The sequence below is a fragment of the Paenibacillus sp. UASWS1643 genome (assembly GCF_008693195.1).
In the GTDB taxonomy this organism is placed as follows: domain Bacteria; phylum Bacillota; class Bacilli; order Paenibacillales; family Paenibacillaceae; genus Paenibacillus; species Paenibacillus amylolyticus_B.
The window spans coordinates 211,445-224,657 of the sequence record NZ_VXKZ01000112.1 but is presented as its reverse complement, the minus strand read 5'-3'; the positions used below and the strand labels follow the sequence as shown (position 1 = coordinate 224,657).

The 13,213-nt window shown below is 43.8% G+C and carries 11 protein-coding genes; 1 reads left to right on the top strand and 10 read right to left on the bottom strand.

Features of this window, described 5'->3' with window-relative positions:
- Positions 1 to 281: 281 nt before the first annotated feature.
- From FE296_RS20195 to FE296_RS20160, 8 genes are all read right to left on the bottom strand, one after another.
- On the bottom strand, positions 282 to 947 hold the full coding sequence (locus FE296_RS20195) for a hypothetical protein (RefSeq protein WP_150366097.1): 666 nt from the start codon (positions 945 to 947) through the stop codon (positions 282 to 284).
- Between the two features lie 116 nt (positions 948 to 1,063).
- On the bottom strand, positions 1,064 to 2,440 hold the full coding sequence (locus FE296_RS20190) for an amidase domain-containing protein (protein ID WP_190945385.1): 1,377 nt from the start codon (positions 2,438 to 2,440) through the stop codon (positions 1,064 to 1,066).
- Between the two features lie 1,037 nt (positions 2,441 to 3,477).
- Positions 3,478 to 3,720 (bottom strand): helix-turn-helix domain-containing protein, encoded by a 243-nt coding sequence (locus FE296_RS33955; RefSeq protein WP_307542483.1) that lies wholly within the window; start codon positions 3,718 to 3,720, stop codon positions 3,478 to 3,480.
- Between the two features lie 248 nt (positions 3,721 to 3,968).
- Entirely contained in the window at positions 3,969 to 4,961 is a 993-nt protein-coding gene (locus FE296_RS20180) for a YhcN/YlaJ family sporulation lipoprotein (protein WP_150366095.1), read from the bottom strand.
- Between the two features lie 210 nt (positions 4,962 to 5,171).
- On the bottom strand, positions 5,172 to 6,188 hold the full coding sequence (locus FE296_RS20175) for a DUF4340 domain-containing protein (protein ID WP_190945383.1): 1,017 nt from the start codon (positions 6,186 to 6,188) through the stop codon (positions 5,172 to 5,174).
- On the bottom strand, positions 6,185 to 7,579 hold the full coding sequence (locus FE296_RS20170) for a GldG family protein (protein WP_150366093.1): 1,395 nt from the start codon (positions 7,577 to 7,579) through the stop codon (positions 6,185 to 6,187). Before FE296_RS20170 ends, FE296_RS20175 begins: the two co-directional genes overlap by 4 nt.
- A 4-nt stretch (positions 7,580 to 7,583) precedes the next feature.
- Positions 7,584 to 8,300, bottom strand: a complete 717-nt coding sequence (locus FE296_RS20165) for an ABC transporter permease subunit (protein ID WP_017692528.1) — start codon at positions 8,298 to 8,300, stop codon at positions 7,584 to 7,586.
- Positions 8,297 to 9,430 (bottom strand): ABC transporter ATP-binding protein, encoded by a 1,134-nt coding sequence (locus FE296_RS20160; protein ID WP_150366092.1) that lies wholly within the window; start codon positions 9,428 to 9,430, stop codon positions 8,297 to 8,299. Before FE296_RS20160 ends, FE296_RS20165 begins: the two co-directional genes overlap by 4 nt.
- A 437-nt stretch (positions 9,431 to 9,867) precedes the next feature.
- Between FE296_RS20160 and FE296_RS20155 the strand changes: the two genes are divergently transcribed.
- The gene (locus tag FE296_RS20155) at positions 9,868 to 10,941 is read left to right on the top strand and encodes a glycosyltransferase family 4 protein (protein ID WP_223868958.1); all 1,074 of its coding nucleotides are present in this window, start codon (positions 9,868 to 9,870) and stop codon (positions 10,939 to 10,941) included.
- Between the two features lie 67 nt (positions 10,942 to 11,008).
- Here the strand turns inward: FE296_RS20155 and FE296_RS20150 are convergent, their stop codons facing one another.
- Positions 11,009 to 12,538 (bottom strand): DHA2 family efflux MFS transporter permease subunit, encoded by a 1,530-nt coding sequence (locus tag FE296_RS20150; RefSeq protein WP_223868963.1) that lies wholly within the window; start codon positions 12,536 to 12,538, stop codon positions 11,009 to 11,011.
- Positions 12,539 to 12,756: 218 nt separating this feature from the next.
- Positions 12,757 to 13,116, bottom strand: a complete 360-nt coding sequence (locus FE296_RS20145; RefSeq protein ID WP_124117646.1) for a hypothetical protein — start codon at positions 13,114 to 13,116, stop codon at positions 12,757 to 12,759.
- Positions 13,117 to 13,213 lie beyond the last annotated feature (97 nt).

Sequence of the window (13,213 nt, the reverse complement as noted above, 5' to 3'; positions counted from 1 at the left end):
CTGAATTCGCCCCTGTAACCCGCGCCTTTTTATGCTTCTATACATCAATCACTGTCCTATTGAGTAAAAAATCAATTTATAACATCCATTAAGCTCTCATAGCCACATAATCAATGGACGTTGAAACTCCGCTCACTTTAAATGATACATTCGATACTTAGACATAAACTTTACAGATGGAGCGCTGAATTAGCAATGAGGACACCTATCAGCTTACTACGGGGTATGGTAAGAGCGGAAAATTCATGTCGGAAGGATCTTTACATACAGACTGCAATTAGTTAATTATTTCCTATAAAATCGTTATTATTCCATATATCAGGATTATTGATCGTTTGATTTTCTCCACGTACAGTGAAATCATAACTATCCTTTGCATTAGTATACCAGTCAACAATGACTAACTTTCCATTCGCACTTTGCACAAGAAATTCAGTAGGTTCAGCAAAACTGCCTACATCCTTTTTAACTTGTGCATCTAATTTAAGATAGAAAAAGTTCTTACCCTCTCCAACATACTTTACTTCTGCTGCATCAACATCAACGCCTGTCACCAAATTATGAGTAAGATTGTTCTTAAGGAACAAATCGTATTGAGAGGTGATTTTTTTTTGCGTATATTGTTTAAGGTTTTCGTTATCTATATAAGTATCCAATTCAATGTCAGAACCGTTCCAGATCGCCCTATAATATTCAGACAGAGCTTCCGTACACATTTTGTATGCTGTTTCAAAATCTGAAGCGGTTAGACCACTTTCGTCTTTCGCTAAAAAATAGGAGGAATCTTTTGATGAATTTCCTTTTGTTACAGGCGAAACTCTTGTGTTTTCAGCATTATTAATATCTCCAACAACGGGAACATTGTTATTTTCATTGTCACTAGTACTAGTCTGTTCGCATGCATTAAGAGTTAATAAAATCAATAATAACAGGTAAGCACGTTTCATTAAGTTTCCTCCTATGAAAATATTCTCGAACTACAGATAATTAAGGAGGAGAAATTAGTTTGATGCACAACGCCTCAAAAAACCAATGAAGTGTTGTGCATCTCCCCTCAAATTTTTCACTTGTAATAACCAGTCAATTTTATAACCCTTTTGCTATCACCAGGATAAATTTCCTCCGCCTTTTGGTTGTTGTTATAACTATTTTTACCAGAGCGTCCTGTAACCAATGCTCCAAGAACTGACATCGTATTAGTTTCGTAGTATTCAGTAATAATAGTCGAATGCCGCCAATTATTGTAAGATCCGCTCAAATAAAATTGCAATACATCTCCAATTTGATATGGATAGCCTGCACTAGCATTATATTTGAACGTTGAGTATGTAGTACCCGTCCCAGCCGGACCCTTCGTTGTGTTATTCACCAAAAAATTATACAGGTTTGGTACACCTGACCAGGATGAAGCTCGATTACTCAAACTTCTATAATACCAGCCTGTAGAGGCAATGCCTGTTCCATTAGTATCGTAAGTAATTGCACCACCAGCGAGTAATGCATGAGATACGAAGTTTGTACAGTCCCAATTTCCAGTTATTTGTGAGAAATCGTAGTAAGAAACATTCGAACCACCACTTGCAGGCTGATCTTTTGCTTTATTATTTTTCGCGTAATTTGCTATCGCTGTCTTATTTAATGAAGATAAGGTTGCAAAAGGCGTAATAACCTGATTAGATGATCCGTCATTTTCTAAACTATTGATTTGTACTGGAGCTTCGCGATCAACAGAAAAATAATCGGTGATTTTATCGTTTAATTCCTCTTGTCTTTTAGCGGTATAAGAGCTATCCAGCTTAGAGTTGATATTAACGAGATTACTTAAATGATCCCCTTCACCTCTAACATATTCATCATAATAGTCATATGGCATATACCAATCTGAAATAGTAAGCCCTGCATCTGTATTGCGAAATAACATTTTTGACACTTCGCCAAATCCAGACTCCACTTCCATACCCACGTAATTGAATGAGGCCTCAGTACCTATTGTCAAGAGGATGCCTTCTTCGGTAACTTCAGAGGACAGTAAATTGAATTTCAAGACGTAGTTTTCTTTTTGTGCATTTGCGGCATCTACCACAAATTGTTTTGTTTTCATTTTCTTTTCCAAGTAATCAGACAGTTCGGAATCAAGCAATTCTGTTCTGACAGTTGATTTGTTATCTAATTGCTTTGTTCCTAGATCGATATTTTCATAGTAATTCTTCAACAATTCTTTTGCAAGGGAATAACTAGTTGTCACGGCAGATAAGCTAATCGCTCTATCCTGAGTGTTCAATTCAATTTGTAATGGACTACTAGGTTCAACATACGAATCATCAAAATTATGGTCTGGTAGAATAATATCTTGAGTATCAATCTCAGATGGGTTACTTTGAGCCTGAGCAGCTGGAATATTCATGGAAAGTACAAGTGCACCTACAATCACATTGCTCATTATTTTTTTCAAAAAAAATCATTCCTCTCATCTCATTTGTATAAAAAAAAACAATACTACAAACATGAAATTAAAGTTTTTTTGCAATCACACCTCCTAGAACGATCATTAATAATAATCCTAACAATCGTTTCAATGAGCTATTTTTACGCCCTTGAAAAAAAAGTAAAAACATTACATTTTTTTTGAAATCTTTTCCAATATAAAATATCCCCTTAAATCTGTCAATTATAATAGAGAAAAACAATAATGTTATAGATTACAGTCCTTTAGCCTAAAGTAGAAGCCGCTGCTAAAAAGGAGAGCACTGTAGCAGAAAAAGTGGCGTATTACCAAAAGCAAATCAAGAAACTTAAACATTTGATCACTAAGGTACAAATCGAACGTAGTACAGAGGGTTAAAGGTTCAAAAGGTTATAGCAAGTCTTGAATTAGAAAGGAAATATATTAAGAAAAGTTTGTATTATTCAGAGAAAATTCTTGAACTTTATAATTAATCTGCAAGCACTCCATTGGGGTGGGGTGCTTCTATCGTTCCACTGTTGATTGTTTCGATGTCTATCATTGTGAGACAACTTAGTACATAATCTTCCCCGAAATGTTCGTGGAAGCTGTCCCTCAAATTTGAGGATCAGGTATGTGTACACTGAGTACACAGTTAAACTTGTCAGATTGTCATGTGGGTAGTATGGGAAATGGTTGATATGTATAGACTTATTCGGGGAATCCCGAAAAACTATGACAAACAGGAGGAATAGGTAAGGGGTGGAAAACTTTTCACAGGGTCAGAAAGGAATCGTCATATTGACGTATTGCATAATCGATAACTATTTCTTACGGGTACTTGAAGAGGGTACATAATATACTATGGAAAAGTTAATGTGTGACCCCCCTTTGTCTGATTCAAGTCATCATGGATCAGTGTTAACCAAGTTGGTTAGGACTCAACTTGCTTCGCTAAATCGCGATACGATAATCGAATTCAGACCTTCTGACTCCCTTCAATCTGACTGTGAAAAGTTGCGAAGTGAACGGGTTTACGTCACGTCAACCTGTAAAAATATACAACACACACGAACTCTTTTCCACCCGTTAATTCTGCCTATTTTATAAACAATTTCAAAATACATCACATTCGAAATATGGTTACGCACCGTTTTCTCGCTGATGAATAACTGCCCTGCGATGTCACGCGTTGTTTTGTCTTGAACCAGTAATTCGAATACTTCGCGTTCACGGTGGGTCAACAAAAATTTGCTTTTATGATCGATACCCTTCAATGTTCACCCCTCCTTGCTCGGGTTGTGTTGGTGTAACAAGGTTAAGGGGATACAGTCAACTCATCTTATGTCAGGTCAAGGGCGTTGGTTCAGTTTTATAAGAAAAATGGGCAGTAAACATGTGATTCATTGTCCAAAGAGAACGTATGCAATTGTATATGTATTGGATCATGTAAAACAAAACAAACATGCCTCTGCAGCGGATGTTACCATCTGCGCAAAGGCACCCTTGTTCATGTCTTAAAAAACTACCGATTCATTCTGTTCATCATGCCGCCATCATTGTGATTACGGTTCATCAGGCCATCGTCAAGGATGCCATCGCGGTGATTCATTCCTGTTCCGTTCGTTGGGAAAATGCGCTCCACCATCGATTGGAACGTATCGATCATGCCACTGACTGGCTTACCATCACGAATATCTGTGGCATAGTTCTCGACATGCTCCACAAATTCCGGATTGGCTGATACATATACATTCTCGATGTTTGGTGCAAACTGCTTGATTTTGGCTGAAATCTTACCCTTAATCTCAGCTGATGTGTTATCGTCCGTGCTATCTACACGTTGTCCTTCACTTTTCATACCATAATGCCCATCGTCCGTCCCACGTGCTTTGCCGCTGTTTGTCAGACCACGCATCATACCAATGGTGCCTGTGCCCATGGTTCCATAGATGCTGCGGTCATTCCCCATATGGCTGCGATCCGTAGCCGAATTTGTGTTCAGTCCTGGAGCAATTCCGCTAGTGCTGTATGGAGACATTGTGCCCGTACCACCATTCACACGCATACCACCCATATCGTGATTCATGTTGCCCCCACGCATGGTATCACTGGCACGATTACGCATTGTTCCATTCAGCATGCTCGTACGACCATTGGACTTGCTTTCCAACTTGCCTGCATGACCATCTGCCAAACGAACCGCCACATAAGCATTACTATCCGTTAACATGACACGGGCGGATTTAACTTCCTTCATCTCCGTGATGCGTTTTGCCAGCTCTTCACTGGATTTCAGGTCAGTAACATTGTGCATGCGATAACTTTTTGCACGGATGCCATCCATTCCATTTGTTTCCACACCATAACGGTTGATGCCGTTGGCTTGCTGACGAACACTTTGCGTATGCATATTGTTGGTATCCCGATTCGTGCCACAACCTGTCAAACCGGCCATTACAAAGATTGCAGTAGATAATGATAACGTAATAGCTGTTGCCTTTTTGACTGCTGGCATGTACTCATCCTCCAATGTTTGTTGGTTTTGGTCACAAAGATAGGATGCGCTTCTGTACGTACCGATATGCTGAAAGGATATGGTACCTTTCCCTGTAGATTCAGGTGTTTCTTCGCTATATAAAATAAAAAAAACAGTGCTGCGTTCGCAGCACTGCTCGAAATAATACTCGCATCTCAACACAATAATATCACTTATATTCCGCCCCGCTCATTTCCCGTCTGTTGATGGGGAAGTCGTTTTGTCATTTGCAGAACTCGATGACTCTTCTGAAGAAGTAGTTGATGCTTTAATTGTATCCGGGAATTTCTCGGCTTCCGTTAGACTTGTCGCATCCATGGCATATGCCCATTGACCATCCGGCGTAATGACCCAAATCTGATCCGGTTTGGATGGCACCGTAAGCCCCCGATACACATCTCGAACTTGTTGCCCATTTACCGTCTGTTCAACAGACAAGGTGAATCGTGGAACAGCACCTTTCAGCTTGGACGCTTTGCGCACATCATCTGCTGTTGACAGGTTTTTGATTTTACCGATTAGAGATACAGCATCTGTAGCTTCAATCGTTTTTCCATTCAGTGTCCAGGCCTGCTCTGCCGCATCGTTCTCCGATGGCGATGTTAACATCCAGGTAGCTGCTTCACCTTCCAACTCCAGAGACCCAACATTTGTCTCATCCATGTTAAAAGGTGTAGTGTCCAACAAATCACGACGAGACAAGGCTATGCTGGTAATCGCCTCTGTCTGCACGGCAACCACAGGGCCCGAATCAACACGCACATAACGTGCATCATCTGCTGGAAGCTGGCCGCCAATAGCCAGTTTGATCTCCCGATTATCTTTGAGTTTGATATCCATACGTGTAGCATCTGTCCCTAATCCGTACTTATTCAGATCCGCTGGCGCTTCTTCCACCACCAGTTCCTGATTCGCACCACTCAGAGCATCTAACCAACTGCTAACACTGTAACCGTTCAGAGGATAGGCTTTTGGCTCAACCATCTGCCATACACCATTTTCAAGCGTCAGGGTTGAAGATGCTGCTGTACCAGATGTCTCCTCCGTTGTGTCATGTATTGTGATAGATTGAATATCCCCGGATTGAATACCGAGCAACTTGGCTTGCACCGCTTCTTCTTCTCGAAAATAATTTTGACTGGCCGCGTACACCCAGCCCACAATCAGTACGATGACCACCAGAATTGTTGGGACCCATTTTCTCATACCCGTCTGCGCCTCCACCATAAGAGTACACCTATGATAACAAAGATGAGTGGGAATGCTACAATAGCCACGAAGAAAATCGTTCTGGCCTGTTCGCCATTCAGGTATGCCATCTCATACCCGGCTTGTACCCTTGGGCGAATCGTCAATCCATTTTCTTTCTCACTCAAATAGTTTACCGTATTCAAAATAAAGTCCCGATTGCCACCATTCGCAATTTCCGAATCCTGCATGAAAATGGACGAACCCAGAATAACCGCCTTCGGTTTGCCATCCGTCGTATCGGCTGCATATCCTAATTCAACGGGTCCCTGAATGTCCTCTTCGGCATCATTGGTTGTTTCATTCTGCAATAAGCCGCCGATATTCGTTTCCCCATAACTGTCATTCGAAGAATGCATTAACGGTGAGAGGGTATATTTATCCTGTTCTTTGCTGGTCAGCGCAATCGACAACGACAACATCGGATACAATTGGCTTGCAGCAAGTTTGTCCGTAATTGCATGTGTACCATACTCCGGCACCACCCATAGTGGCCCCATCGTACTGGCTTGCTGATTATCCACCATGACCGCATGCTCATCAACGACGCCATAGTCAGCCATGAGGGCATCGATGTTTTTCCAACTGGATTTCATATCTTCCACAAAGCCGAGGGATAATAACAGCTTGCCTCCATTACTCAGATATGTGCGAATGGCTTTCATTTCCGTATCACTGAGATCACGTTGTGGGCCAATAATGGCGAGTACATCTGCATCTTCCGGAACCTTCCCTGCTTGATTCAGCTGCAACTCTTCCGTCTGCACATTATTTTGTTCCAGGGAGGATTGCAGCGTAGTCATCTGAGCGAGACTCAGCTCTTCATGTCCAGTCAGAAAGACCATTTTATGCATCTCAGTGGATGACATATTCATGAGCGCCTGCGTAAGTTTTTCCTCACCTGTGAACTGATATGATCCGTCACTTCCGTCACCTGTCGCGGTGAACAAACTGGCGATATCGATCACTTTGTGTTGATCTCCCTGCTCCAGTACAATGGAGCTGCCTGTTATGCCGTATTTGGATGCAAGCGCAGGTTCCTGCGTCAGATTATATTGTTTTATTTTCAACTTGCTATTGCGTTTCGTGTATTCCTCGACCATATCCGTGACCTCACGGTTCAGGACGGTGTTGTTTGCATTTTCGACGGTTAACACCAGAATGTTGACGTCATCCTTCACATTTTTGATCGCAGTAAGAGACTGGTCTGATAACGTGTATTGTTTGTTCGAGGTCAGATCCAGCTGGAAGCCGCCAAGTGAATTCAGGAACAGTGTTAGCAAAATAAAGATGCCAATCACCGCTACGGACAACACGGTACTGTTGGTATGACTTAACCATTTTTTCATCTTCTCACCTCCACCGCTTCCGTTCCACAATTTGAATGCTTAACAGCAGAAACACACCCGAAAGGGTGACATAGTACAAGATATCCGGCCCACTAAGCACACCTTTCATGAAGCTGTCGAACCGGTTAGTCAGGGCAAACGGGTCGAGCCACTGCTGCAAAGCAGATCCTGTATTACCTGCGAATGAATCAAGCATCCACAAAACGAGCAAAATAATAAAACCCGCCACCGCAGACACCATCTGATGCTGGGATAATGTAGATGCGAACAGTCCAATCGCCATCATGCTTCCACCCAGGAAAAATAACCCTAGCGCAGACATCCATACCGTCGTCATATCCAATGTCCCATAGAACGACATGATGAATGGGTACACCAGACTGCACAGGATGAGTACGACAAGAATGGCCAGAGAAGCAAGATATTTGCCAAAAATAATTTCGGTTACGCGTGCGGGAGAAGTCAGCAACAATTCATCCGTGCCCTGTCTAAATTCCTCTGCAACCAGTCGCATCGTTAACAACGGCACAACAAACAGCAGCATGGACAACGTATCGCCCAACACGAGACGATAATCGACAATACTCGGCTGGTAATATACAAAGCTTGAATAGAACAGCAAACTGGTCATCAGTACATAGACGGCAAAAGCAAAATAGGACGTTGGTGACAGAAAATAAGCTTGCAGCTCTTTATTACATACCGCCATCATTCGTCTCATTTGGAGTCCTCCCCTTTGCGAGAATGGGGTGAAGCATCGGCTGCTGTACTAACTGATGTTCCCGATATACTCGACGAGTCGATGTCCGAAGTTACGTCCTGATCCATCTCTGACCCAGTAACCTTATCCACATCTGCCGAATTTGCGCCTGTGTCTGTTGCCTCGGTTGTGGTCAGCTTCAGGAAGATTTGCTCCAGACTCAGGTTCTCCTTCTTCATCTCCAGTATCGGTAATCCTGCACCTGACAAAAGGTAGAACAACTCCTCCCGGAAATCTTCCGAGTTATCTCCAGTAAGCAGCATTTTAACCGTTTCCGCTGAATCTGAAGTAGGTGAAGAATCTTTGCTGGTATTCACATCCGACGCTTGAATGACTTCACTCCGCACCTTCTCCCATGGTGTCAGCACATTATGTAATTGCTCAGCAGTGGCCTTCACTTCAATCGACACCTTGAACTGATCCCCCATTGCTGATCCGAAATGTTGAGGTGAACCATCCAGCACGAGCTGTCCCTGATTGATGATCAACATTCGATTACAGAGCGTGCTCACTTCAGGCAAAATATGCGTACTGAGCAGCACTGTATGGTTCTCCCCAAGTTCCCGAATCAGATCTCTAATCTCGATAATCTGATTTGGATCAAGGCCCGATGTTGGCTCATCCAGGACCAGCAGATCAGGCTTGTGAATAATGGCTCCTGCCAGCCCAAGGCGTTGCTTGTATCCTTTGGATAACCCACGTACCATTTGTCTTACCCGACCCTGAAGTCCCAGTCTGGTAACCATCTCACTGACCCGCAGCTTAACCTCACGTGCCGGGACATCTCGCAAATTGGCTACGAATTTAAGATAGGACTGCACCGTCATATCTGGATACAGTGGCGGCGTTTCAGGCAGGTACCCAATCTTCGAACGAACACGCTGGCCTTGCTCATGCACCGATACCCCATCCACCATAATGGAACCCGCGGTTGGATGCACATAGCCTGTAATCATACGCATCGTTGTTGTTTTTCCGGCACCATTGGGCCCGAGAAACCCAACAATCTCACCACGTTCCATGGTGAAATCCAGTTGATGTACGCCGCGCTGCCCTTCGTAAACTTTGCTGACCTGTTTCACTTCGAGCACATCATTCATCCTTTCCCGTTAAAATACCCGTGCACCATCGTTCGTTATATAAATTCAACTGAAAATATTTACACTTGCACTCCGATGGCAGAATAACCTTCCGATCACTGTTATCCCCAGATTTTTTTGATTCCTTCATTTCAGAAGGAAAAATCCGCTGATAAAGGTGAACGCTTCGCTTCTTCAAGTTATTTCTGCCCTCTCCGTTATCGTGTAAATGTTACGTTGAACTTATGTAATAGATGATAGACACGGGAAGTTCCTTGTATATTACGTGAGCTATCCTAGCCTCAGCTTAATGACACTTAAAAGACAGCTTAAAAATATTTGTCCAAAATGTGAACATTCTGACCAACACCCACACCCTGCGCTTAAAGCCAACGTAACATAGAGTACAGGAGAATGTGCTCCTGACCAAAAGTCAGAGGGTGAATCGTGTGAAAGTATTATTCACGTTTTATGTTCCAAGCGGTGGCGTGGATACGTTAAATCGACTGCGTACCGCTGTTCTGAAACGCCATGGCATTGAAGCGCACCTATTGTATCTCAACACAGGCTCGGGACTACAGAACAACAGTGATACGCCCATTTTCACCGCGTCCAGTGACGAGGATATTCATCATATCATTCATACTCATCATTATGATGCCATCATTGCCACTTCAGACATCGCTATGCCCGGACGCTTGAGAGGACTTGGTTATACCGGACGAATTATTTTTGAAGCGCAGGGACTCGGAACACGCGATCAAGCTCTGGAAACGATACAGATGGGTGTCCCCTACCTCCAAGCTCATTGTGATGCTGCCGTTATACCTCCCACAGATCACCTGCTGGATATGTTCATTCATATCTGTCCTTGGCTTCATCGGTTTGTTATTCCCAATATGCTGGATACGGACACCTTCTCACCAATCTTGGTGGATACCCCACCCTATCCGGTGCTGGCTTGGGTAGGACGACTTGAACACAACAAAAACTGGCGTGAATATTTAATCATATCGAGTGAAATCGTCAAAAAAAATCCGGAAGCCAGACTATGGTTATTCCACGATCCAACATTGGCTAATCCAGAAGATGAAGTCATGTTCCGGCACATGTTGGCAGAATACGGGCTTGAGGATCGGATTGGCATTTTTATCAATGTTCCTCATTCTCAGATGCCTGCATACTATTCCATGATTGCCGCTTCAGGGGGCATCATGTTATCCACTTCCCTGCTTGAAGGATTCGGTTATGCCGTCGCTGAAGCCATCAGTTGTGGCTGCCCGGTGCTCAGTACGGATTCGGATGGTGTGCGTTCATTTATCACACATAATAAGACTGGTAAGTTTTATCCAATTGGAAATGTAGAGGCCGCTGTAGCCGAAGCAAGGGACCTCATGAATAACAAGAAACTGCGTGAGTATATTCGCATTCAGGGCAGACAGCATATGAGCTTGTCTTTTTCACCAGATCGATATGCCATTTCTTTCCGTGAAATGATGACAGCACTGCGAATTTTCCATTGAGCATAGCAAAAAAGGCAGTTCAGCAAAAATTCTCTGAACTGCCTTTTAGTATGGCTTTTAAGAAATCTTAGTGTCCCATCATCATCGCGGGATCAGGCTTGTCGCCATTTTGAAGTTCTTCTTCCAGCATCGGCTTAGGTTTGCGCAAAATCAGACTGAGCAAACATCCGAACAATGCAATACAAGCGGCCAGGAAGAACGTATCATTGAAACCAGCCACCAAACCATGCACGATAGCGGTCGGCTCTGTACTCGTTGTATTGTCTGCGATTCTTGAAGTAAGGAAGCCTGTAAGCCCTGCAACCGCAAAGGACACAACCACTTGCTGTGCAGCGGCGGTGAGCGGTGTAACCCGTCCAACCAACTTGCGCGGTGCAGCATTTAATACATGTGTATTGAGTGGCATCATGGACAAGCCCATACCCAGACCCATCATGACCAGAGCCGTTATAATCAGGCCAAGACCTGTCTCTGCCGTAATGGAGGACAGAATAAACAATGCTCCCGAGATAATACCCAGACCCACGAAGGCCAAAGGTCTAGCACCGATTTTATCAAACAACCGACCACCAAGCGGCATACCTACTCCGGAAGCCAACGCCTGTGGCAGTAGAATCAATCCTGTTTCCAGTGCAGTGTATCCTTTGATCTGCTGCAAATAAAGCGGGATCAGGATCATCGCACCGAACAGCGCCACTTGTGACACCCATGCAAGAATAATTCCCCGTGAGAAATCAGATGATTTGAATACCCGGAGTTCAAGCAAAGGATTTTGATGACGAAGCTCCACAATAATGAACAAAATGAGCGCAACACCACCCACAATGACACCCGTCAAAGTTGTTGCAGACGTCCAGCTCGTTCCACCCTCACTCACACCGTAAGCGAGCATCGAGAATGCAATTGGCGCCAGAATCATGCCCAGCAGATCCAGTGCAGGCGTACGTCCACGGTCTGTATCGGGCAAAAACTTGATACATAGAATGAAAGCTGCAATACCAATGGGCAAGTTAATCAGGAAGATCCAGTGCCAGCTCAGTGATTCAATAAACCACCCGGACAACACCGGACCCAATGCAGGGGCAAGCAGCATCGGAATTCCCAGCATCCCCATGATGGAACCTCTTCGCTCAGGAGGAGCCAGACGAAAGACCATCGCCATACCAATAGGGGCAACCATGCCTCCACCAAGGCCTTGAATGATACGGTAAATGATCAATTGCTCAGGCGATTGGGCAATCGAGCATAATACAGAACCCAAGGTAAACATGGCAATCGTGAACAAGAACACTCTTTTGGCACCAAAGCGGTCCGTTAACCAGCCTGCCAGTGGAATAACTGCAGACAAAGCCAAGGTGTAACCCGTAACCGTCCATTGAATGGTCTTCAGGTCGGTCTCGAAATATTGAACGAGATTCGGAATGGCCACGTTCACCACCGTGCTGTCCAGAATAACCATAATCATTCCGACGATAATAGCCAGGAGTGGCAGTATAATCGTTTTGATTGAAAACTCTGCGGGCTCCTGGGATACTGCTGTTTGTTCTTTCACGTTCTCCACACTCTTTTCCAGCCAGGAGATCGCAGGCGTATCCATGCGTCTCACTCAGCCTATATTGACGACTAATTTCAAACTATCGTTTTAAATCGTCGTTTTAAACTTTCGTTTAATACTGATCTAATTCTAATGAAAATACCTTTGCTGTCAAGCTATTTTTTCAGACATTTCTACTATGGATGCACCACAAAAAAATGGAACAGGCACCTTCCCTGCTCCACACGTTGGTTAATCATGACTATGCAATGATGTCCATATCAATCTGCAAGCTTCATCATCTGATATTCTGACAGTATGCCCAATGTCTGACCGTGAATACTTCTGCAATATATTCGAATAACCAGATGCTTCGGTAAAGAGCTGTTGCTGATGATCCTCAGTTCATAAGGCTCGGATGACACATCCAGATTATGAATGACCTGATTACCGCACGCTCCCCCCGAATTTGACGTTAGGTGAAAAAGGTGTCGGTACAGTTCTCCGTGAATACTGGCTCCACCAACAAATACATCCGTCCCTTCCTCGCCGCCCACATAGGCCAACTCCACATCCATGTACTTGACGGGAACAAATGTCTGTAACAGATTCTCATGAATCTCAAGTAAATATACCGCCACTGTAGATCCCTCCTTCGGAGCACATGAACCTTCCTGTACATAGGATATGCTTCCTCTCGTCCATTGCCATTTGCATTCACCCATTTTCGACCAATTA